Below are 23,100 nucleotides of genomic sequence, written 5' to 3' on the forward strand. Positions count from 1 at the left end.
AGCAGAGAGCAACTCCATATGCTGCAATACAAAGGACGAGGGCTAATGACCCTCGTCCTTTTGCGATCCATCATTTATTTTTTAAAGCCAAAATCTCTGACTCAGACAGCCCAGAGGCTCTTACTATAATGGAAATTTCAACTCCCAAAGCAAGAAGTTCTTTGACCATTTCAACCGCCTTCTTCCGTTTACCTAGAGCCTCACCACGAGCCTCGCCTTCAGCTAGCGCTCCTTCAATCATAGAAGCTTCATCATGCAAGTATTTCTGTCTATCCTCATATAATCGGCGGGCTTCTGTATCCTGACTAAGAAATTCTAACGTATCCATTGCTTTCTTTAATACAGGCTCATTCATCTTCAGCACCTCCCAATTGGATTTATCGGCGCCCTTTAAAAATAGTAACCAGTTGACCAATCCACCATTTTCAACGGGAACCGCGTGATCGTCCAGTTTTGGCAACTCCAGAAAATGTAGCTCAATATCGATTATCTACTTCATAATCTTAAATTCATATCCCTGCTTTTTGAGATACTCTATAATTTGTGGCAAAGCTTTTGCAGTTTCTTCCTTGCCATAGGTATCATGCATTAAGATTATGGCCTTTTCCCGACCTTTTACTGACTTTATAAATTGATTTATCAATGCGGCTGCTTTCTTGGGCTTACCCTCTGCATCTTTGTTTAACACGTTCCAATCTACTTGATGGTAATCCTTTTGTAGCAGTACTTTATCCAATGCAGCCATCCCCTGCGGATCTCTTCTCTCCCATGTCATATGGCCTCCCGGAAATCGGACCATTCTTGTAGAGAAGTCCGGCCCCAGAATGCTCTTTAAGACCTGATTATTCCTTTCAATATCCTTCATAACACGCTCAGTATTTACTTTCCTGTGAGGATACAAATACCTATAATTATGTGAATACGTATGATTTCCGATCGCATGGCCTTCTTTAACGATTCTTTTGACGATGTTCCTTGTATGTTCGTTTTCATTGGCTTCCTTGCCTACGATAAAAAAGGTTGCCTTTACTTTCTGTTTTTTCAGAATATCCAGTATTTGAGGTGTTACCGTCACAGATGGTCCGTCATCGAAAGATAGGTAGGCTACCTTTTTTCCATTAGCTCCATCCGGCTTTTGTCCGAGCATTTGCTGGTTTAAATATTTCTCAACAAAAGCGCCATCTTCAACGCCGGTCTCGTCTTTTGGTAAAGCTGCTTTACCCTTGGAATCCGTATTTGCTTTTACTTTAGATGGATCATGCGCAACGGAATCTGTCTTTTTAGCAAGCTCCTGTGTTTGCGCTGGTTTGCTGTCTGAAAACATAATTGTAATCAAAGTAATACAACCCACTATAAATAATAAAATAGCAGCCAACACGAGTCTTCTTCTGTTCCTCTTTGAGCGGTACTCGCTTGCCCTACTATGTGAATAGCCCTTTTCCATAAGCTTATGTACCTCCACACCACATTTAATATTTCTCTCAATATAGACATATTTACATAGGTTACTTTACCACAAAGTGCGCTTCCCTTCGGATACTAAATAAGAAAAACCACCGGATCAGGGGATAGCCTACTCCCGGTGGTTTTTCACTTACATAGCTTAAAGAAATGTATGAAGTATGATTGCCAATCATGAAGATTGCTTCGTTAGGGCCTGAGCCAGCAAAGACGCATAGGCTTTAGCGCCCTTGGGTTTCAAATGGACTCCGTCATGTTCGAAGTATGAGTTTTTACCAGAGCTGGCTCCGTACCAATCGATCATCGTAATTCGTGAGTCCTGGGAGGCCGCTTCGGCAAGATGCTTGTTCACAATGCTCTCCCACGGTCGTGGTACACGGGTATTCACAAGTATAATACGCTTCGCATCCTTCAGACTGGCCAGCAGATTGGATAGCTGGTCCTTGGTAAAAGCACCGTTCGTGCCCAGCTCAATAATAACCGTCTTCCCCAGTTGCCCATTCTGCCTCAGTTGCTCCAGCACGGCAGGCGCTTCCGCCATCTGACGGCCGATCCGCCCATCTACAACAGCGCCTGGGAAGGATTCCTCAATGTACGACTGCACATCCAGCATGACCGAGTCCCCAATCGCGGTCACACTTGAGCCATCAACTGTCGCAGGCGCAGCTTGTTGGGTTGAAATATCCGAAGGTGTCGTAAGGTTATCGGTAGTCCCAGCCTTGACCGCCGTATTTTTGGGCGTTTGGGGCCCGGTCGACGCTGGAGTCTGCTCCTTGCTGCCTTGGGATGCTTGCGGCGGCTTGACCTGGGACTCTCTGGAAGCCACGGATACCGTTCCATGAAGCGGAGGCATCGCCTTTGACTTCGCAATAGGCTTCTCATCGCTTGATGCTGCCTGTATCGTTGCATCAGGAGACGCCACGTACAGGTGAACAGCACCTGCAAGCACGCCTACCAAAAGCATAGATGCTGCCGTTGCAGGTATCCATCTCCACCGTGCCTGTCTGCGAACCGCTGAACGGATTCCCGTAAGCCAGCTACGGAATCCCCCGTGGCGGATCGGCACCTCGATATATTTATACGAGAGTGACGCCAGAAGTATGGTAGCTAACAGTTGTACAATGATTCGCGTGACATGCACACCATCGGTATCCACCTGAGGTGTCGTCAGTGTGATTACCGGAACATGCCACAGATACAGCCCGTAGGAACGGGCGCCAATCCAGCGCAAGGGCTTGAGTCCCAGCAGTCGGCCGAGATGGCTCACCGGATGTGCCAATGCTGCGACTACAATAGCAGTGACCAGCGCGATGCCTAACAAACCACCCCGGTACAGAGACGGGTCATATTCATTCGAGGCCCACGCCCAGTGACACAGCAGAAGCAAGCTAATGGCGCCGATGCTATCCAAAAGCAACCGCGCCTTGGCTGAGGTCTGCTCTTTCAGCTTGCCGCTCGGCCATACCAGGGCCAGCGCTGCACCGATGAGCAGAGCGAACCCGCGCGTATCCGTGCCATAATACACCCGGCTCGGATCGCTTCCCGGCACGTAAATCACGGCCATCAGAAGCGCAGAGATGAACGCCAGACTTGTCACCCAGCCGGCGAGTGCACTGCGCCTTGGCATGCATTTAAGCCCCAGCGCCAGCAGTAGCGGCCACAAAATATAGAATTGCTCCTCCACCGCCAGCGACCACAGATGTCCGAGCGGAGAAGGTGGCCCAAAGCTTTCAAAGTACGAAACCTGATGAAAAATAAACCACCAGTTGCTCATATACACTAAAGCGGCAGGTACATCTCCGCGCAAGGCTGTAAGCCGTGACGGATCGAAAAGCAGCGAGCACAGAACAATGACAGCCACAACCGTCAACATGGCAGGCAGCAGCCTTCTGGCACGACGCAGCCAGAAATCTTTCATTTTAAAGCTATGATATGTATCCCACTGACTGACCAAAATATCGGTAATCAAATACCCTGACAAAGTAAAAAACACGCCTACACCCAACAAACCACCCGGCAACCAGTCCGGACTCAGATGATACACAATAACTGCGATGACCGCCAGCGCTCTTAATCCATCCAAGCCTGGCATATAACGACGTTGTGATGGCAACCGATTCAATTTCATTTCAGCCGCCGTCCTTCTTGCAAACTCAAGCTCCCTGTCTGTTCCAACCTCTTCTGCCCTTTCCCTCTCCTGCACATCGTCTGTGCGATGCCCTGTAGCCTTTTTGTTCATTATATAGAACTTCATAATCGTAATGATTTCATTGAAGTTAAAATTAATGACAATGTTTTTATTATATCACCCCTTTCCACAGTTAGGTAAGCACTGATAGATATACAAAAAAAGGTATCTCTTCCCTTGGGAAGAAAATACCTTCTTGTTGGTTTTGCTTAAAATTTGATAATTCCTGAGGTGTGCAGGAAGACCAGCAGCATCAGAATCGGTGCAACATACCGAAGACCGAACAACCATACGCGGAACCAGAAGGGTTTGAGATTCGCATGCTCACCCGCAGTCTTCCAGTAGTAACCTGTGAATATAACGATCAGCAAGCCGCCTAACGGCAAGAAGATGTTGGAAGCTGTGAAGTCAACGAAATCAAAGAAGGATTTGTCACCGACTTTCAATTCCGGAACCAGTCCCATGGACAATGCAGAAGGGACACCCAGCATCAGGCATAGGACAGATACGATGATAACCGAGCGAACCCGGCTCCAACGGAACCGTTCCATAACATAGGCTACGGGTACTTCCAGCAAGGATACCATAGAACCTAATGCAGCAACCGCCAGCAGTACGAAGAACAACCCGCCAAAGAAAGCACCGAAAGGCATGGCAGAGAACGCAGCCGGTAAAGCAATAAAGACCAGAGACGGCCCTTGAGCCGGGTTAATTCCAAAGGAAAAGGTTGTAGGGAAAATAATCATACCTGCGATAAATGCATAGATTAAATCCCCGCCACCAACTGCCAGCATGGCTCCGCCAAGCGATTGTCGACGATCCACATAAGCACCGTACGTGACCATAATCCCCATCCCCAGTGAGAGCGAGAAGAAGGCATGTCCCAAAGCAACCAATGCAGACTCTATGCTAAGTTTAGAGAAGTCAGGATTCAGGAAGAAGGATACGCCCCCACTCGCACCTGGCAGCATAAGTGCATTTATCATTAACACGAGCAACAGAATAACCTTGGCAGGAATCAAAATTTTATTGAACTTTTCAATCCCGTTCGATACCCCAAGCGTAACCACGACTGCTGTAAATGCAAAAACAATCAACAGCCAAACCAACGGAGCGTAGCCTGAGGAAAAGGAGGCGAACTGTCCAGCAAAATCATTATTTGAAAACAGACTTCCACTGAATGCCTCTACGGCATAGTGCAGTGTCCAGCCTCCTACAATAGAATAAAACGATAAAATAACAAATGGCACGATAACAAACATAATGCTCATCTTGCCCCAAATCGGATGACCGCCCACTTTGACCATGGCAGAAGCAGCACTTCCTCGACCCGCACGCCCAAGCGCAAGCTCCGCTAAAAGGACTGGCAAGCCTACAAGCAACAGGCAGACAATAAACAACAAGAAAAATGCAGCTCCGCCATATTGTCCAGTAATATACGGAAATTTCCAAATGTTACCCAGTCCTGCCGCACTCCCGATCGCTGCCAAGATAAATCCGGCCGACGAGAAGCGTTCATTTTTATCAGACAGGCTATTCTGCCCCTTGCTCAAACTCATTATATCCCCCTCATTCATCTCTACTTCCGCATAAACATAAGCATGCGTACATAAATAATTTTTACTCATTATAGCGTAAGTAGGATGTAAGGTCATACAAAATTTTTCACTATTTATCGAATTTATTTTCATATTGTCGAATATCTACACAATTCTACAAAAAACTACATTTTTTCTTCGACATCCTGCTTTATAATGGCCTCTCCCATGCGATTGGATACTTTTTGATAAATATACGAAATTGCCAGCAATACCACACCGAAGGAGAAGTAGGCTACGATGGTGCTTCCTGTTGTTAACAGGTGCAGATCATATAAAAGCAGCTTGCCTGTCGACAGCAGGGTCAGTCCCAGACCGAATCTACGAATATAGACCAACCGCTTGAGAAAGCCGTATACGATATACAGAATCGCCAGCAGTAAATATACCAGACTGAATACGAGACCTGCATCCCCCAGACGGAACTGAACCCCAAGAAAGGCAGTAATAATGCCCAGCAAATATACCCCCATAATGACCGGATACAACTCTATGCTTCGATAATGACGTGTCATCAGTGAATTCAGGAAATCCCTGCTGCTGAAGAAGACCAGTACATTAAAAGCTGCGAGTACCGTCAACGCTACATAATCAGCAGCCGTATTTTGCGCATAATTTTCATGCAAGGTCGGAACCGCTACGGTAACCAACAGTCCCAACGTATAGCCTATGACGTACAATGCCAGACTGTAGTATTTAATCACCCGATCGTACAACAGCTTCACCTTAGGCAGGAAATAAGCCAAGACCAGCGACACGCACGTGTACAGCAACACCTTGTACAAGGTGTAATGGGCAAATCCGTCCGATACGACGATGTTGTACCAGTGCCCGGCTTCATACAAGAGGTAGCAGTACACGTTCAACAAAGCCGCATATTTAAACCCTTGCATGATACGCATTTCATATAAACGATTGTTTTTGAACGCATCCGGACGACTGAATTGAATGGCATAAAAGAAAGTAACAACCAACATCCCGAGGGTAATGAGTGTGTATTTGAGCCCGAAATAATCCGTTTCAAAGCCTGACAGCAGGTATATAGGGAAATCGACGAAAAAGAATGCGCCCAGACATAGTCCTAAAATGCCCCAGCCTGCTCGCTCCAATTCCTTCAACCGGTAACGGCACCCACACAAAGTCAGGAGCACGGCCTCGATCAACCAGCCCATGGATAGCCATCTCACTCCAAACTGGAACGGAATCATGAGGATAGCAAAGGTCAGTGAAGTCGCATAAAATAATATTTTCGTTTGTTTCTCCGCTGGAATATATCGACTAACCCATCGTCCCAGACCCCCATACACCAAGCAAAAGACAAATGCCAGCAGACCTTTGTAATCATCCAGACCCGCATCACCAAAGAGAGAGTACAGAACGCTGCAGCTCACGACGGTGTTCAGAGCCAGCAGGGAGAAATCCAGCCATGACAGCTTTATTTTTAAACGGAAAGGCACCCACAGCGTCATACCGAGATACATCGTAAATGTAATAACTGCATACAGCATGCTCGCTGCGGTGCTTTCCGATAACCACGCCAGCACAATCATCAAAGGTGTATTGAGCAAAAAGCTGATATATTGCACAATGACCCACCGCTTGCGCAAGGATACGAGCAGAATGAGCAGGTTCAACAGAAACAGATAACCCATGGCGATATAAACCGCATTCCCTTCCAGCCCGTTCGCTGCCATATAGGAAAACAGCGGAAGATATCCCCCTACTAAACCAAAAGAGCATATCGTTCGCGATTCATACCTTAATGACAATAGCACAGCGGTCACCGTAACCAGTACGGACAAGCCGATGCCTGTATACATTCCTATGATCTCCAGCAAAAAATAGCTGTAGAAAATCGATCCATACAGCACGGAAATCCCGCCGCCCAAAATACCGAGCGCAAAGGTCTGCTTCTGCTTGCGGTACAGCCATTCGCCGCCGACCAGCATCAGCACTCCCAGCAGAAAGAAGGCTACACCCTTCATATTGCCTGTAAACCAGTTTGAATATGAATATTTAAAGGCGGCTCCTACACCCAAAATAATGAGCAAAATCCCCAGCTTATTGATCCAGTTCAAGCCTAGCTTCATTTCGAACTGATTCTGCTTCATGCGCTTCTGCATCGTTTCTTCGCTGATCTCTTCTTCTTCAAGCTGATGGAGCTCGCTTGCCATCTGATGGAGTAATTTTTGTTCTGCTTCCTGAAATCGCTGGCGTTGCTCTACGATCCGGTGATGGATCTCCTCCGAGAACAGCCGCAATCTGGCAACGATTTCGTCCTGATCCTCTTTAAGCTCATGAGTGGCTTGCTGAACAAGCTGGTCCACCCGGTTCTTGGCCCCATATTCAAAGGCTGTCAGCCGATTCTGCCCCTCTGTTGTTTTGGATGCAAAATAGGTCTCCAGTTTTTCACGGGAAATGCGAATCATATTCGCCTTTTCACTCAGCATTTGCTCCGTTAGCGAAGTGCGCAGCCTTCCATTTTCCTGCTCCATATGTCGTACCCGCTCTTCCAACTGAATGCAACGAGCCTGATATTCCTCAAACCTCTGTCGCAGCTCCTCATTCTCCAGAATGATATCCGAGGCTTCATAGTCTGCAATTAATGTCTGATACTCCTTGAGCAGCTTGTTCTGTTCCTGGCGAATCGTATGTAAACGATCTTTAAAATCCTCCATGTTCTCCTCCCTCGCTGTTCATTTTGGTAATCATTACATTTTACATGAAATTAAAAAGGCATTATAGAGACTATAGCCCATTTTGAACAGCGAAATGAGTATTTTAATTCTATATTATTCCAGTTTTTGCAACGCAGGTGAAGCAGGACGAACTTACATGAGAAATAAAGCCTACCTTCTTTCCTTCATAAATATGAAATATGGATAATACCGTAAAATACATTATAATGTTGTAAATACCATCTACTTTTGCAATATTTCTATTACACTTAGTAAGGGAGAAATATACATGTATTCAGTGAGCGGCACCATGGCTTTGATAGCAAGCATGTCTATGTTTTGGCTTCTATACTATTTAAGAGTCACCCATTCCTCAGGGTTTAATGATGCTTTTTACTTATTTCCACTGATCTTGATTACGCTGTGTATTTATTTTTATTGGAAGGATCATGATGAAAAAAGTAAGTAAGCCTATGCACAGCACTCATACCCTTGATTGCCCTGCCGAAAATCCGTATACTTAAAAAAAAGCAAACGACATTGTGCCTGTGAAGAGCATCCAACTCGGAGGCGTTTACGCCAAGGATCATACGTTAGCGTAGGTTATGGCAATATGTGTTCCTAAGTAAACCGGACCCGCCCGTTACAGCGGAGCAAAGTGGATTGGAGAGTCATGACATCTGTCATGCTGTCCGGTCAATTTGGGTGGCACCGCGAGATATAAGCGCTCCTCGTCCCATGTGGATGAGGGCGCTTTTTGTATTTTTATCCGAAAGGGAGTGCGGTGTCATGTTGGACATCAAATGGATCAGAGAGCATCGGGAACAGGTACAAACAGCAGCAGACAACAAAGGAATGCAGGTATCGGTGGCAGAGCTGCTGACCCTGGATGATCGGAGAAAAGAGCTGCTGCAGGAAGTGGAACAGCTACGTCAGACGCGTAATCAGTGTAGTCAGGATATCGGGGCGCTGCTTCATGCCGGAAAGAATGAACAGGCAGAGGCTGCCAAGCGGCAGGTCAAAGAAATTAACGGACAATTAGACCGTCTGGAAGTCCCGCAGCAGGAAGTGGAGGAGCAGTTTCAACAGCTCTTGCTTCTGATGCCTAATATCGTATCGCCAGATACGCCACGGGGCAGATCGGATGAAGATAACATAGAACTGGAACGGGTCGGAATGATACCCGATTTCGGATTTGAACCGAAGGATCATATGGCACTCGGCCAGTTGCACAGCCTATTCGACGTTCCTCGCGGTGTCAAAACAGCCGGAACCCGTAACTATTACCTGACGGGAGCGGGAGTGGCGTTGCACCGGGCCGTGCAGCAGCTTGCAGTCGATCTGCTGACTGAGCGGGGATTCCAGCTACTGGATGTTCCGCTAATGGTACGCTCGGAGGCGATGCGCAGCACTGGCTTTTTCCCGCTTGGGCTGGATCAGACCTACCGCATCGCAGGGGAGGATCAATGGCTCGTAGGCACCTCGGAGGTTCCGCTGGTCGCATATTACAGCGGTGAAATCGTAGATGTCACCGCTCCGATCCGGCTGGCGGCTGTATCGGTATGCTTCCGCAATGAGGTAGGCTCAGCCGGAAGAGATGTGCACGGACTATATCGTGTACACCAGTTCACCAAGGTGGAGCAGGTCGTGCTCTGCGAAGCCAGTCTGGATGCTTCGGAGCAGATGTTTCAGGAGATTACGCGCAATGCGGAAGACCTGCTTCAGCTGCTGGAGCTACCCTACCGCAAAATGGCGGTCTGTACAGGCGACATGGCGCAAAAAACCTACAAGCAGGTAGACATTGAGACATGGATGCCCAGCCGACAGGCTTATGGCGAGACACATTCGTCGTCACAGCTGCTTGATTTTCAGGCGCGCCGTTCCAACATCCGGTACCGCAATGCGAACGGCAAGCTGCAATATTGCTACACACTCAACAATACCGCGGTCGCTTCGCCCCGGATTTTGATCCCGTTGCTGGAGCATCATCAGCAGGAGGACGGCTCGATCCGTATTCCAGAGGCTTTACGTCAGTATATGCCGCAGCGTATGGAATTTTTGCGTCCGCCCATCTTATGAAAACACGAGCACACTAAGAAGAATTAGTAACCAATAAGTACGATTTCCCATTGTAATCATCGCAAAAAAGACGAAGGACAGCTATCCTTCGTCTTTTTGTGATGCTCACTGCGCTTCTGCTTCCCACACACTTGCAGGGCCAAAAAACTCATAGTGGATATCCGAAACGGGGATATTCCACTCCTTCAACAGGCCATACACCGATTGCATGAACGCCTCAGGACCGCAAAAGTAATATTGGGCGTTACGTTCCGGCACCACGGATTGCAGCCAGGGCAGGTCCAGACGGCCTTCCTTGTGAAAGGCCTGCGTCAGCCGATCCTGCTCTGTTGGTCTGCTGTAACACCACCGAACTGCGGCCTGTGCATGTGCGGCGACCAACTTTTCCACCTCATTACGCAGAGCATGGTTATCCCCATTGACTGCTGCATGGACAAAGGTGACAGGGCGATCCGGGGCAGACTTCACCAAGGAAGCCAGCATGCTGACCATCGGGGTTAGCCCGACGCCACCGCTGATCAGCACGACAGGTCTGTGATCTGCCTGGTCCAGCGTGAAATCACCAGCCGGTGCAGATACCTGCAGCACATCGCCCTCCTGTGCCTGCTCATGCAGATACACGGATACTTTACCCGCCGGACGGGTCCCTACGGCATCCTCGCGCTTTACGGATATCCGGTAGTGAGGTTGTCCTGGGGCATCCGAAAGGCTGTATTGACGGATGTGGGTATTATGTTCACCCGGAATCTGCATCTTGAGGCTGATATATTGCCCAGACTCGAATGCAGGCAGCACCTGTCCATCCTGCGGCACCAGATAAAAGGACGTAATTTGGTCGCTTTCCTTGACCTTTTTCTGCACAACAAAGCTCTTAAATTCTGACCAGCCTCCCTGCTGCTGTTCCGCCTCGTTGTACATTTCAGCTTCCACGTCTATAAATACCTTAGCAATCACACCATAGGCCTCGGCCCAAGCGTTAATGATCTCATCTGTAGCCGCATCCCCCAGCACGTCCTTGATCGCAGCAAGCAGATATTTTCCGACGATAGGATAATGCTCAGGCCGGATTCCCAAACTACGATGCTTATGTGCAATCTGCCGCACCACCGGAAGGATTTCCTCCAGACGATCAATGTGCTGTGCAGCCGCATATACAGCATTGGCCAGTGCCCCTTGCTGACGTCCTTGCTTCTGGTTAGCGTGATTGAATATATTCAGCAGCTCGGGATGAGCCTCGAACATCATCTGGTAAAAACGCTTGGTGATCGTAGTTCCGTGCACCTCCAAGACAGGTACAGTCGATTTAATCGTTGCAATGGTTTGCTCACTCAGCATCTTTATATCCCTCTTCTCTCCAAAATAAGATGAACAAAGGGTGTTTCACCATATGCACCCCATTGTTAACCCTCCATTTACAGCCCAGTATACCCACATAAAGTAACCGTTAATGTGATTGCAGTCACTTTAAATTTGAAATATTCGAACACGTCAATGACAAATCGCACATTCATGAATATTTTCCGGTGTAAGTAATGACCTTTCCAAAACTTGGCTCACCGCTATAAGACTTCAATTTATTCCACTTGTAAACGCTTCCAATTAAGATAAAATCGAAGATGAGGCACGGGACAAGCCATTCCGGCCCATCCTATCCGTATTAAGGGAGGCAGATGATATCGTGAAGTGGATCAACAGCAGCAAATGGTTAGGCGCATGGATTTGTATTTTGCTCGCAGTGGCCGGTACAAGTCTTCAACCCGATGCAGCACATGCCAATACGACAGGCGTGACTCATGCAACCTATGGGACCGAGGCGATTCAGGCACTGAATGGTTTGGACGCTACCCGTGCAGAGCTATCTCTGAACGCAGCAGCAAGCACAGCCATTACCAACGGAACGGATTGGAAAGACACTGCCGGCAACCCGATACAGGCGAACAGCGGCAATATTCTAAAAGTAGGCTCCACTTATTATTGGTACGGCGAGCATGCCGAGAACTGGAAATTTGAAAAGGTGAACGTATATACCTCAACCGATCTGAAAAATTGGTCCTTCCGCAGCACCATTCTCACCAAAAATTCCGCCCCTGAGTTAAATTCCAGCAAAATCGAACGACCCAAGGTTATTTACAACAAAACCACCGGAAAATATGTACTATGGGCGCATTATGAAAATGGTACAGACTATTCGCTCGGTCGTGTAGCTGTTGCTACCAGCGATACACCCGACGGGAATTTTGTCTACCAAGGCAGCTTCCGTCCGCTGAATTACGAGTCCCGTGATATGACAGTGTTCACGGATACCGACGGTAGCGGCTACCTTATTACAGCTTCCCGTAAAAATGGCGGGGCCAACGATACGATGGCGATCTTCAAGCTGACAGCCGACTATACGGGAGTACAGTCATTTGTTGGCTGGATCTTCGAGAATGGCTACCGCGAAGCCCCTGCTGTTGTGAAAAAAAACAACACCTACTACCTGTTCACCTCGCAGGCATCCGGCTGGTATCCGAACCAGGGAGCCTACGCCACCGCCAGCTCCATGACCGGAAGCTGGTCTGCGCTGTCGCCCTTCGGTGACCCGGCAGCTTATGGTTCGCAAATTCACTCCATCGCCACGATTACAGGCAGCGCAGGCACCAGCTACATCTATATGGGCGACCGCTGGAATCCACTCAACCTGAGTGATCACAAATTCATCTGGTTGCCGCTGACGCTGAATGACTCCAATAAAACAGCAACCCTGAACTGGTACAGTAGTTGGGATCTGGATGCGGCAACAGGCTCGGTCATCTTGCCGTCCCTTGTGAATCACGCGCAAGGCAAAACAGCGACGGCCAGCTCTGCTGCATCCGCTTCTCCGGCTTCACTGGCGAACGACGGCAACGCCCAAACCTCGTGGAAGGCTGCATCTGCATCCTGGCCTGCTTGGTGGCAGGTCGATTTGGGCAGTACCAAGACCATCAGCGAAGTGGATATTTCATGGTTTATGTACAAAGGCTCTGAAGCGTATTACAAATATAAAATTGAATACAGCACGGATGGAATTCATTATTCCACCATTGACCGCACGACCAATACTGCGTATGGCTTTACCAGTGACAAAGTCAATTTCCAAGCCCGCTACGTGCGAATCAATCTCGTAAATGCGGTATTATTTAATAATCCAAACAACTGGTATACCCCAACGGTGCATGAAGTCAGACTGCTGGGCAACTAATTCGTTTCATGAAAAAGAACATGGCAGGGAAGCACCTGCATAGAGGAAGCTCCTTCTGCCATGTTTTCTTTTTACCCATTACCATCCGCTTCGTACACGCCGCTCAACGCATCCGGTTCACCGTAGTAAACACAAATTTGTCGTACCGATGCCGCGAGAATGAGTACTCAAATGGTATGCCCGTATCCAGATAACCCACCTGTTCAATTTCCAAAATTGGATCATCCGCTGCACAGTCCAAATGCTCACGGTCCAGTTCCGTCGACTTGGACGCGCGGATTGTACGATGTGAACCGACAATATTAAGGCCCAACTCCTCCTTAATATGTTGATACACCGAGCCGTACAGCACCTGCTCGGTAATACCGCTGATCAGCTTCGTAGGCATGTACGTGCGCTCGATAACATACGGCTCACCCTCCACAACACGCAGACGGATCACATGATATACAGGAGAATTGGCATCAATAAATAGATGAGCCGCTACTTCCTTGGATGGAAATTGAACGTCAAAGGCGACAATCTTATTTTTGATTTCTTTCCCGCGCAGTACGTTGGTTAACCCCAGCATTTCATTGACCACGACGTTAACAGGACCATTATGAACCGATTTGACGATAAAGGTGCCGTGTCCTCTTTTACGATTCAGCAGCCCTTCCATCACCAACGTATCCAATGCCCTCTTAATCGTCATCCGACTTACCTGAAACTCACTTGCCAGTGAAATCTCATCGGGAATCGGATCATCACCGCTATAGGTCTTATTCATAATACGCTGTTTGACCTCTTGTGCAATCCGCTCGTATTTGTTCATCTGTCTACCACCTGTACTAAAAATTGTTTTATGTCAGCATTTTACCAAAAACACCGGTAGCGCTGGTTCTTATGTCTCTGCAGGCGGGACGTTAAGGTATTACGGTATAAGTAGTATACCGAACATTATACTTTCTCACCAGCGGTATACAGCATAGCTCATTTCCAGCGATGAAGAAAAAAAGGCGGTCCAGAGGACCACCTATCACCTTAGAATCCGTTATTTTCGATCACCTGTTTAAACCAGTGCCCACTCTGTTTAACGGATCTTTTGCCTTCGTTCTGAAGATCGACAGACACGAAGCCATAGCGATTTTTATAAGCGTTCGTCCAGGACCAGTTATCCATAAACGTCCATAAGTGATAGCCCTTCACATTGGAGCCTTCCGTGATGGCCCGTTGAACCCATTTGAGATGCTCACGGATAAAGTCAATGCGATACTCATCGTGGACCATGCCCTGTGCATCCCTGAATTTTTCCTCACCTTGAACGCCCATTCCGTTTTCTGAAATGAAACATTCAATGTTGCCGTAATTTTGTCTGACATTGGTCAGAATATCGTAAATCCCCTTCTCATAAATTTCCCAGCCCCGCATCTCATTCATCTTGCGACCAGGCATGGCATAATAGTCAAAGAAACGTTCTGGCACAAAAGGCGCGTCTGGATTTGGCAGACTTTCACGGGCCTTGACTCTGCGCGGCTGATAATAGTTAATGCCCAGCAGATCCACAGTACCCTGGCGTATAATCTCCCGATCTCCGTCCTCCATTGAAGGTAAAAATCCCTCTTGGCGTAACAGCTCTACGAGCAAAGGATTAAATTCTCCCGTCACAGATGGGTCCAAAAAGGAACGGTTAAAGAACGCATCGCATATTTCAGCAGCCTGCACGTCTGCCGGGTGCTGACTACGCGGATAGGTCGGCGTCAGGTTCAAAATAATACCGATTTTACCTTTATAGCCTCCCTCTTTGTAAGCCTTAATGGCACTTGCGCTCGATAACAGGGTATGATATCCCACCTGTACAGCTTTGCCGAAATCCACTTCATTCGGATAATGAAAATCGTACAGATAGCCGCCTTCCACCGGGACAATCGGCTCGTTATGCGTAAACCATTTGGCTACACGATCCCCGAACAGCTCAAAGCAAGTGTTAGCGTAATCTACGTAAGCTTCGACCGTCTCCCGGTTCACCCAGCCTCCTTTTTCCTGTAAAGCCATCGGCAAATCAAAATGATACAGGTTCACAAACGGCTCAATATCCGCCTGCCGCAATTCTTCAATGACGGCATTATAGAACTGAACCGCCTGCTGGTTCATTGCACCTCTTCCCGCCGGAAACAGACGCGACCAGGAAATGGAGAACCGGAAAGAGTTGTGACCAAGCTCTTTCATGAGTGCGATATCCTCTTTGTAACGGGTATAGAAACGGGATGTATCGGCAGGGCCGACTCCGTTATAGAAACGGTTCGGCTCCTGCTCAAACCAATAATCCCAAATGTTCGGTCCTTTGCCGTCCCCCTCCACGGTTCCTTCTGTCTGGGTAGCCGAAGCTGATGAACCCCACCAGAAGTCGGATGGAAAACGGTACTGAATCGCTTGCTTCTCTATATCTTTCATTTCGGTATGATTCACAGCTCTACTCCTCTCTCTTTTGCAATGAACAAGCTGCTATTTCAGCAGCCCATTCACGTTACATTCCAACAGTTTGATCCTTACCTGCAAGGGCTGCTTGGCTAAGCTCCTCTTCCTGCTCTTTACGAACGTTCATCCGGTCAATAATTTTCAGGAACGGGAACCAGATGATAAAGACGACAGCCATATTAAACAGTTGCAGCACGCCACCCATCAGGGAGCCCGTACCCATCATTCCACTAAAGAACAACGGCATCGTCCAAGGAACCTGTATCCCGTTGGGCGGCGGCACAATACCCGTGGACATGGCAAAGTAAGTAATCAGCGTAACGATCATTGGAGAAATGACCCATGGAACGAAAATAAGCGGATTCATCACAATCGGCAGACCGAATATGACGGGTTCGTTGACATTAAACAGACCCGGTCCAAGGGCCAGCTTACTGACCTGCTTCAATTGCTTGCTCTTCAGGAAGATCAGAATCGTGAGCACGACAGCCAGGGTCATACCTGTACCACCAATACCTACTGTATAAATATCCACAAACTGCTTCGTGATAATATGCGGCAGTTCCAAACCTTTGGAGTACGCTTCATAGTTTTCAAGCGCCAGCGTATTCCAGATCGGGTCCATAACCGAGTTGATAATGATTTGACCATGAAGCCCAAAGAACCATAAGAGCTGAACAAAGAAAATAGCAATCAATGTAGGTATAATTCCACTGCCCAAATGCACCAGCGGCGCCTGAACGGCATGATAAATCAAATCATGCAGGTTATTGTGAAGGGTCAGGGTAACTATAACGTTGATGATCAAAAATATGCCCAATGTGATACACGCCGGAAGCAAAGCGGCAAACGATTTGGCAACTGCCGGCGGAACGCCTGGAGGCATTTTAATAATAAAGTTCCGCTGCGTCACCTTTCGGTAAATCTCAGCCGCGATAAAAGCAACGATCATACCAAGGAACATGCCTTTTGCCCCAATCCGATCAACCGGAATGACCCCGGCAATCGTTGCACCGCTTTCTTGCGTCAGCACGAACGGGGTCAGCATCAAAAAGCTGGCCAACGCGATCATGCCGCCGAATATGGGTTCGACCTTATAACTTCGAGATAGGTAATAACCAATCCCGACGACCACGAATAGGGTCAGGATGTTCAGTGTGGCATTAGGCGCAATATTCAGCAGATTTTGAAAAGTCGTCAGATTGCCCTCGCCCATCCACCCTTTTAAGAACGGCAGATTGATAATAACAACGATAATGGAGCCAAAAACCGTTAATGGAAATGACAGCATAAATGCATCACGCAGTACAGTAAGATAGCGGTTGTTGTTCAGTTTACCGGCAATAGGTATCAGTATCCGGCTTAATTTTTCAAACAAAGCCTATTCCTCCCCGCGAAGTGACTTGCACCAAATGGTTGCAAGCATTTCATGTCACAAATTTCACAAATTTCACAAACTTTCAGGTCCAGCTATAGATCTCTGGATTTGAACAGCTCCAGCAGCTCTTGAACCAAATCCTTCATGGTAGCCGTGGACATCAAATGGTCCTCAGCATGCATCAGAAGGAGTGAGAAAGGCGTCTGGGTTCCCCCCGCTTCCTTCTGGACCATTTGAAAATGGATATCATGCGCAGCACGCAAATCCTGCTTCGCCTGCTTGAGCAATTCGTCCGCACCTTCCGCATTCTCATTGCGGTATTCGCTCAGTGCCTGAATCACTTTACTGCGAGCGCTTCCACTATGGAGAATAAGCTGGAAGCTAATTTGTTCTTCCGTCAGTTCAGCTATGTTGACTTTATCCATTTTTACGTTCCACCAGCTTCACAGCCTGCTCATAGGCTTTCTTACCGTCAACCATTCCGTAGGCCATCATGTCAATCACTTCTACATGAATACCATATTGGGCTGCTTCCTTTTCCAGCTGCCCTTTAAGAAAACTCATTTGCGGGCCAATCAATACCGCGTCAGCCTTAGCCATGTCTTCTGATGCCTGATCTTGACCTACTGCCCAAATTTCAGCCTCGTCCCCAATGGACTTGGCATAATCCTGCATCTTGGTAACCAGCAAACTTGTAGACATACCTGAGCTACACGCCAGTAAAATTTTCTTCATGATTGTTCCTTCCCTTCAAGGTCTGATTTGGATGCTAACGACTAGAAAACGTTTACCAGAAAACGGTTGCACAGTAATTATAAATCCGCTTTTTCTATTTGTCTATACATTTAATTTATATGTATAGACTTTTTTCGCAATGACACTTATTTTCTTTTCTTCGAAAAAAAATTAACGAGTACCTATTTGTCCCTCAAAGTGCACACCGCGTGTCATATAGACGAGGCATACCGCTTAGCTACATTACACGATACGGAGGTTTCGCCATGAGTATGCTCGATGATGACAATAACACTGATTTATGGATGCGATATGCGCCTTACCTGATGTTTGATGCGCGCAATAAATAGCCACGATCGTCTTTGTCTTCCAATCCCAGCGGCTCAGGCCATTCAATGCGGGGATGGGTTAGACAAAAGCGATCGCGGCTTTTTTTATACCACAGATGTTGTAGGGTTTGCTTGTTTTAAAACACGCTGATTGATACAGTACACCAGCCTCTCCTGGTCCGTAGGAATCATTTCAACAAATATAAGCCCGTATGTAATAAAAGGCTGGCTAATATGCGCCTCTTTTCGGATTAAGTGTGCCTGCAAGACAAAAGGCTCTTTGTTTAGCTCGAATTCAATCTGGATGAGGACCGTTTTTTTTAAAGGTAGATCATAATCGCAAATCAGCTTTAGCCCCTTTACACTAATGTCTTGTATTTTACCGATCCCTTTTCTATGAGTAAGCCCTGCCAGAGCCTCGTCGCCAAAATGTAAAAACTCAAACGCACAACCCTCGTCCGGAACACCCAAACGAAAGGCTTCCCGCCGATTCAACTTGCTGTTGGCTTCCTCCAGTGACTTCTTTAGCTCCTTTTTTTCCAGCTCTTTCATGCCTAATTGTTTTTTTAGATCCATAAAATGAACAATTCCATTGACCAGACACACAACGATAATTAAAATGATAAATCCTACGATAATGGATGTCATGGAACATGCCTCCCTCTGAGTTATTGTTCAAGGGCACTCGACAGATCCTCAAGCAGATGCAAAAACCGTTCTACATATAGCAAATCAAATTGTTTTCCAATGTGGCGCCAAAGTTCCTCCTTGGCCTCCTGCATGGACATGCCCCGACGATACGGCCGATCCGAAATCATACTGTCAAAAGCATCAATAATGGAACACAACCGGGCCATGAACGGGATTTTGTCGCCACTTATGCCAAACGGATAACCCTGTCCATCCCAGCGTTCATGGTGAAATCGGACGATGTCCACAACATCCTGATCCAGTATCCCCTCTCTCAAAATAAGCTTGGCACCCAAGAGAGGATGGATCTTCATCATTTTCCACTCCTCCTTATTCAAGGGGGCTGACTTGTCCAAAATGCTATCCGGCAGCAGTATTTTCCCAACATCGTGAATACAACAGCCTATGACGAATTTCCGTGTCTGCTGCTCATCGAAATTCAGGTAAGAAGCCATCCGTTTAGCCATATTTCCAACCCTCAGGGAGTGTTCATACACTTGTTTATTTTTGGATAAAAGGCGAGTCAGACAGTTCACTAAAATTTCTTCCACTAATATTCCTCCTGTTTGGCGCGCGGTCAGTAGTTTGCCTTAATATTGAGAATGAATATCGCACAATATTCATTGTGCGAACGAACAGGAGGAATTTCTATGTATACGTCCAAAATGATATCTTCTCAGCTACATGCCCATTCCATACACAACCCTGAGACGTACACGGATGACCAAATCATTGGGTTATTCTTAAGTACTTGCGGTAGCTCACCCTATACCCTGCGAAACTACAAGAGAGCCATTCAGCAGTTCCGAAATTTTACATCAGGCAAACCATTGCGGACAGTGACATGGCAGGATATTGAGGTCTATAAAATCGGCTTATTAGAAGGGTTTTGCAGTTCTACCAAGCAAACACCCGCACCAGCAACCATTGCCAGCCTTTTGGCGCCATTAAGATCACTGTACAAGTGGGGGAGCGATCCGAGCATTCATATTTTCCAGCACAATCCCACGACAAGTGTACGGACTCCCAAAATCCCGGTGAACAGTAAAAACCATTTTTTGACCAAAAATGAGCTGCGTCAGCTTTTAACCTATTTAAAAACGCAGGGGGAACGAAATTATCTTATCGCTCTCACGCTGGTATTATTGGGACTTCGGGTGTCTGAGATGGTAGCTATACAGTGGGATCATTTCCATTACGATCCGACAGAGACATTCATTTGGCTGACCGTCTTTAACGGAAAAGGAGGCAAACAGCGGGAGGTGAAAGTGCCGCCAAGGCTTTGGAATATGTACAAGCAGTTCAAGGGTATCCTTCCGCTGGATGAGCCATTAGATATGCCTGAAAGACTGTTCCCATTGTCTGTAAGACAAGTAGAAACGATCATTAAGCGGGCCAGGGAAGAAGTCGGTATCACGAAAAAAATAACACCCCACTGGTTTCGCCACACAAACGCTACATTGGCCCTGATTCAGGGGGCATCGTTACAGCAGGTGCAGGAAAATCTGGGCCACTCCCACATCAATACGACGCAGCGCTACCTTCATACGGTTAGCCAAATGCAAAAAGCAGCTCCCGACTACGTGGAAGACTGCTTAAAGGATATACTATAGGTATATAGTTATAAAAAAGGAGTTGAAAAAATAGTCTTAAATGACTAAAATAAAATGCAAGAGGTCCTTTTTTTAGCTCATTTTACATATCGCACAATGAATATTGTACGCTATTCATTCCTAACATTTTACAATTTAAAGAGTGTCCAGATAGTTCTTGAGATATAAAATTTCTCTTTATAATTATGCCCTTTGAGCAGAACATTAGTCGATAACATAATCATACTGAACTGTCACTTATATATCCGTGATAACAATAATCCACAAGAGGGAAGCTGTGAATAGCAGCTTCCCTCTTCCATTTGATCTATACACCGATGATAATACACCTCCCCTATCTTCGTGCCGAAAATTAGAAAAATTTTGAATTACAAGAAACATTCCTACATTTTTTCCGTCTATATTATGGTAAATCAACTTGCAAAGGAGCCTATGCATGTTAAAAAAGTTCGGATTAGCTATATTGATTCTATGTACCAGCGTTGCCGTTTCCGGGATGGGTTCGGCTGCTTCCAGCAGTGCAACAGCTATTGAGGTTTCCAAAACACCGCTGGATTACAACCTTGCTCGGCCCCTAAGCGACGGTGCTTTTCATGATGGTCTATTAGCCGCTGAAACATCTGCTGGGAATCTTGTGTTTTATAATACCAAAGGGGAAAAAGCGTTCTCCCTACCCTCCGAGTTTGAGCCTGTTGGTGATTTTCATGAGCAACGGGCCGTTGTGAAAAACACAAAAACCAATCTCTATGGGTACATTAACACCAAAGGAACACTGGTCATTCCTTGCCAATATACCGAAGCTCATTGGTTTAGCGAAGGAAAGGCCAAGATCACCCTAGCCTCCACCAAAGAAAATGCCTTTATTGATCGTACAGGAAAGGTCCTTACTCATTTTAAAGAAAACGTTGATTCGGAATATCTGTTAACAGACGGTCTAGCGCTAGCCTACGCCCCCAACACAGGTAAGATCGGCTTCGTTAATGCTTCCGGTCAATTAGCGATCCCCTATAAATACAAATATAGTCGAAGCTTCTCCGATGGCTTGGCTATTGTTCAGAATAGCAAAGGACTGTACGGATATATAAACACCACAGGAAAGGAAGTTATTCCTCTTCAATATAAATCTGGAGGAGACTTTTCGGAGGGGCTGGCCCCAGTACAAAATGCCAAAGGAAAATGGGGCTTCATCAATAAACAGGGAAAAGTCGTTATTCCCTTTACATTTACCGATGCCCAGGATTTCAGTGAAGGCTTGGCGAGTGTAAAAAATGCGAAAAACGAGGTCGGATTTATTGATAAAAACGGAGCCTTGGTCATTAAATATCAACAAAAATATGATGTCACATTCCCATTCAAGGAAGGCTTGGCTTTAGTAGGCAAACAAGCACATTCATCCGTCTCAGACGGAAAATTCGGTTACATCAATCGTCAAGGCCAATTGCTGACCAAGCTTGAGTATAGGGTGGAATCCTCCTCCTTCTCCAACGGCTATGCTGTTGCCTTTATCAAGCCGGGTAAAGCGTTCATTATATCCAAACATTCCGTTTCAAAATAAAAAAACGACCCCGGAGGCAGATTGAATGGATCTGCTTCCGGGGGGCCGATACGTTATTGCCTTGGAGTCATCAGTCATGCGTGTAAAATTTTACTCCAGGCAAATCTGCTGCCACCCACGAATAGTTAATAGTATTACTGTTATAATTTTTAGTCCCCGCCTGAGCAATTTGTACCTCTTTTAAAATCGTGATCGACGAACCCTTCGGTCTGACAACGACGACATGACCATGCCCTTCCGCTTTTCTGATCCCGACGGTAGGATATCCGAGATTTGCCCTTTTTTGAGCATCCTGAAAGGTTACGGAGTACCACCCTGGCGTCTTGTTACCCAATAAAGCATCCGCCATTTGATTGGCTAAGCCACTTGGTAGGTCAGCCGACATAGCGGACATCACATCCTGCGCAAAAATGTTACACTTGGTTCCTCCTACCGATGAATACTTTCTGTTCGTTTCTACCTTAAAATCGTCAATTACAGACTCGTAGGTGCTTGCACTTCTAGCCATTTTGAATTTCCCCCTGAATATAAGTTGTGGAGGAAATGATGTTGGCCTCAATTCCCTCTCAACATTTTAGGTGAATTCCAGCTTTCTTTAACAACGTAATACGCGAAGAACTGGTAAATACAAAACGCCTTGCCGGGAAAGAAGTTCCCCGACAAAGCGCATGAATTACTCGAACCTGATCTGACTCGGCTGTTGATCGTATCCCAAAATGATCGTGGCTTCCTTTATTTGAATTTCAAAAACCTCCAATGTCTCACGGAGACCCGAGAGAATTTCATCATACCCCGGAACCTTGGCCAAAAATAGCTCCTTCACCTCGTCTATGGAATACTTACTCTTCTCAACCATAGCATGGTGGGAACGAACATGAGGAATGCCTTCTGTCGGGATCGTTGTAAAGGCTACTTTATTATTTTTTCCAAACTCGACAACCTTCTGATTTCTCCGATCTGACGTGAAATAAATAATTCCCGGCCTGTTGGTGTCATAAGCAAAATTGACATTTCTGACACTGGGAATGTTGTCGACCGATGTTGCCAAAGCGATCCTGTTCGTCTCTTCTAAAATCTCGTAATACCCTTGCATGTTGCTCATATGATCAGCCTCCTCAA

At 46.7% G+C, this 23,100-nt stretch carries 18 protein-coding genes and 1 pseudogene; 4 read left to right on the forward strand and 15 right to left on the reverse strand.

Annotated elements, in window-relative coordinates; genetic code table 11:
• Positions 1–70 precede the first annotated feature (70 nt).
• The 5 genes and pseudogenes from WG8_RS24725 to WG8_RS24745 all read right to left on the reverse strand — a co-directional run.
• A pseudogene (locus WG8_RS24725) lies at positions 71–484 on the reverse strand (Rpn family recombination-promoting nuclease/putative transposase); the annotation flags it as partial.
• Between the two features lie 6 nt (positions 485–490).
• A complete protein-coding gene (locus WG8_RS24730; protein ID WP_043891397.1) occupies positions 491–1,444 on the reverse strand; it encodes a polysaccharide deacetylase family protein in 954 nt (317 codons plus the stop codon).
• Between the two features lie 189 nt (positions 1,445–1,633).
• Positions 1,634–3,589, reverse strand: a complete 1,956-nt coding sequence (locus tag WG8_RS24735; protein ID WP_043891409.1) for an acyltransferase family protein — start codon at positions 3,587–3,589, stop codon at positions 1,634–1,636.
• 269 nt (positions 3,590–3,858) lie between these two features.
• Positions 3,859–5,208 carry a sodium-dependent transporter gene (locus tag WG8_RS24740; protein WP_007433031.1) on the reverse strand — a complete coding sequence of 450 codons (1,350 nt, stop codon included), beginning with the start codon at positions 5,206–5,208 and terminating at the stop codon, positions 3,859–3,861.
• A 164-nt stretch (positions 5,209–5,372) separates the two neighbouring features.
• Entirely contained in the window at positions 5,373–7,925 is a 2,553-nt protein-coding gene (locus tag WG8_RS24745; protein ID WP_007433032.1) for a DUF2339 domain-containing protein, read from the reverse strand.
• Between the two features lie 789 nt (positions 7,926–8,714).
• Between WG8_RS24745 and serS the strand changes: the two genes are divergently transcribed.
• Positions 8,715–10,004 carry a serine--tRNA ligase gene (gene serS / locus WG8_RS24755; RefSeq protein ID WP_007433033.1) on the forward strand — a complete coding sequence of 430 codons (1,290 nt, stop codon included), beginning with the start codon at positions 8,715–8,717 and terminating at the stop codon, positions 10,002–10,004.
• 105 nt (positions 10,005–10,109) lie between these two features.
• Here serS and hmpA read toward each other — a convergent pair whose 3' ends face one another.
• Complete coding sequence (gene hmpA, locus WG8_RS24760) at positions 10,110–11,339, reverse strand: NO-inducible flavohemoprotein (protein ID WP_007433034.1); 1,230 nt, start codon at positions 11,337–11,339, stop codon at positions 10,110–10,112.
• A 343-nt stretch (positions 11,340–11,682) separates the two neighbouring features.
• On the opposite strand from hmpA, the gene WG8_RS24765 reads away from it, so the two are divergent.
• Positions 11,683–13,224, forward strand: coding sequence for a family 43 glycosylhydrolase (locus WG8_RS24765; protein ID WP_007433035.1), 1,542 nt, complete (start codon positions 11,683–11,685; stop codon positions 13,222–13,224).
• Between the two features lie 103 nt (positions 13,225–13,327).
• Here WG8_RS24765 and WG8_RS24770 read toward each other — a convergent pair whose 3' ends face one another.
• From WG8_RS24770 to WG8_RS24800, 7 genes are all read right to left on the reverse strand, one after another.
• Positions 13,328–14,038, reverse strand: a complete 711-nt coding sequence (locus WG8_RS24770; protein ID WP_007433036.1) for a GntR family transcriptional regulator — start codon at positions 14,036–14,038, stop codon at positions 13,328–13,330.
• A gap of 209 nt (positions 14,039–14,247) precedes the next feature.
• A complete protein-coding gene (locus tag WG8_RS24775) occupies positions 14,248–15,657 on the reverse strand; it encodes a glycoside hydrolase family 1 protein (protein WP_043891410.1) in 1,410 nt (469 codons plus the stop codon).
• A gap of 73 nt (positions 15,658–15,730) precedes the next feature.
• A complete protein-coding gene (gene celB / locus WG8_RS24780) occupies positions 15,731–17,059 on the reverse strand; it encodes a PTS cellobiose transporter subunit IIC (protein WP_007433038.1) in 1,329 nt (442 codons plus the stop codon).
• Positions 17,060–17,151: 92 nt separating this feature from the next.
• A complete protein-coding gene (locus tag WG8_RS24785) occupies positions 17,152–17,484 on the reverse strand; it encodes a PTS lactose/cellobiose transporter subunit IIA (protein ID WP_007433039.1) in 333 nt (110 codons plus the stop codon).
• Positions 17,477–17,794 (reverse strand): PTS sugar transporter subunit IIB, encoded by a 318-nt coding sequence (locus WG8_RS24790; protein ID WP_007433040.1) that lies wholly within the window; start codon positions 17,792–17,794, stop codon positions 17,477–17,479. Before WG8_RS24790 ends, WG8_RS24785 begins: the two co-directional genes overlap by 8 nt.
• 434 nt (positions 17,795–18,228) lie before the next feature.
• A complete protein-coding gene (locus WG8_RS24795; protein ID WP_007433042.1) occupies positions 18,229–18,771 on the reverse strand; it encodes a PilZ domain-containing protein in 543 nt (180 codons plus the stop codon).
• Between the two features lie 20 nt (positions 18,772–18,791).
• The gene (locus tag WG8_RS24800; RefSeq protein WP_007433043.1) at positions 18,792–19,364 is read right to left on the reverse strand and encodes an HD-GYP domain-containing protein; all 573 of its coding nucleotides are present in this window, start codon (positions 19,362–19,364) and stop codon (positions 18,792–18,794) included.
• Between the two features lie 99 nt (positions 19,365–19,463).
• Between WG8_RS24800 and WG8_RS24805 the strand changes: the two genes are divergently transcribed.
• Both WG8_RS24805 and WG8_RS24810 read left to right on the forward strand, forming a co-directional pair.
• A complete protein-coding gene (locus tag WG8_RS24805; protein ID WP_007433044.1) occupies positions 19,464–20,426 on the forward strand; it encodes a tyrosine-type recombinase/integrase in 963 nt (320 codons plus the stop codon).
• A 436-nt stretch (positions 20,427–20,862) separates the two neighbouring features.
• Positions 20,863–21,981 (forward strand): WG repeat-containing protein, encoded by a 1,119-nt coding sequence (locus WG8_RS24810; RefSeq protein ID WP_007433045.1) that lies wholly within the window; start codon positions 20,863–20,865, stop codon positions 21,979–21,981.
• A 70-nt stretch (positions 21,982–22,051) separates the two neighbouring features.
• Here the strand turns inward: WG8_RS24810 and WG8_RS24815 are convergent, their stop codons facing one another.
• On the reverse strand, positions 22,052–22,489 hold the full coding sequence (locus tag WG8_RS24815; protein ID WP_007433046.1) for a hypothetical protein: 438 nt from the start codon (positions 22,487–22,489) through the stop codon (positions 22,052–22,054).
• Positions 22,490–22,654: 165 nt separating this feature from the next.
• Positions 22,655–23,083: a pyridoxamine 5'-phosphate oxidase family protein gene (locus tag WG8_RS24820; RefSeq protein ID WP_007433047.1), complete on the reverse strand. Its 429-nt coding sequence runs from the start codon at positions 23,081–23,083 to the stop codon at positions 22,655–22,657.
• Positions 23,084–23,100: the final 17 nt, after the last annotated feature.

This window comes from Paenibacillus sp. Aloe-11 (assembly GCF_000245715.1).
Taxonomy (GTDB): Bacteria; Bacillota; Bacilli; order Paenibacillales; family Paenibacillaceae; genus Paenibacillus; species Paenibacillus kribbensis.

Bases quoted from the DNA above. Each gene is read 5' to 3' on its own strand.
- WG8_RS24745 (WP_007433032.1), bottom strand. From the start codon at position 7,925: ATGGAGGATTTTAAAGATCGTTTACATACGATTCGCCAGGAACAGAAC.
- serS (WP_007433033.1), top strand. From the start codon at position 8,715: ATGTTGGACATCAAATGGATCAGAGAGCATCGGGAACAGGTACAAACA.
- WG8_RS24820 (WP_007433047.1), bottom strand. From the start codon at position 23,083: ATGAGCAACATGCAAGGGTATTACGAGATTTTAGAAGAGACGAACAGG.
- WG8_RS24790 (WP_007433040.1), bottom strand. From the start codon at position 17,794: ATGAAGAAAATTTTACTGGCGTGTAGCTCAGGTATGTCTACAAGTTTG.
- WG8_RS24735 (WP_043891409.1), bottom strand. From the start codon at position 3,589: ATGAAATTGAATCGGTTGCCATCACAACGTCGTTATATGCCAGGCTTG.
- WG8_RS24795 (WP_007433042.1), bottom strand. From the start codon at position 18,771: ATGACATCCATTATCGTAGGATTTATCATTTTAATTATCGTTGTGTGT.
- WG8_RS24775 (WP_043891410.1), bottom strand. From the start codon at position 15,657: ATGAAAGATATAGAGAAGCAAGCGATTCAGTACCGTTTTCCATCCGAC.
- WG8_RS24785 (WP_007433039.1), bottom strand. From the start codon at position 17,484: ATGGATAAAGTCAACATAGCTGAACTGACGGAAGAACAAATTAGCTTC.
- hmpA (WP_007433034.1), bottom strand. From the start codon at position 11,339: ATGCTGAGTGAGCAAACCATTGCAACGATTAAATCGACTGTACCTGTC.
- WG8_RS24810 (WP_007433045.1), top strand. From the start codon at position 20,863: ATGTTAAAAAAGTTCGGATTAGCTATATTGATTCTATGTACCAGCGTT.
- WG8_RS24740 (WP_007433031.1), bottom strand. From the start codon at position 5,208: ATGAGTTTGAGCAAGGGGCAGAATAGCCTGTCTGATAAAAATGAACGC.
- WG8_RS24815 (WP_007433046.1), bottom strand. From the start codon at position 22,489: ATGGCTAGAAGTGCAAGCACCTACGAGTCTGTAATTGACGATTTTAAG.
- WG8_RS24770 (WP_007433036.1), bottom strand. From the start codon at position 14,038: ATGAACAAATACGAGCGGATTGCACAAGAGGTCAAACAGCGTATTATG.
- WG8_RS24805 (WP_007433044.1), top strand. From the start codon at position 19,464: ATGTATACGTCCAAAATGATATCTTCTCAGCTACATGCCCATTCCATA.
- WG8_RS24730 (WP_043891397.1), bottom strand. From the start codon at position 1,444: ATGGAAAAGGGCTATTCACATAGTAGGGCAAGCGAGTACCGCTCAAAG.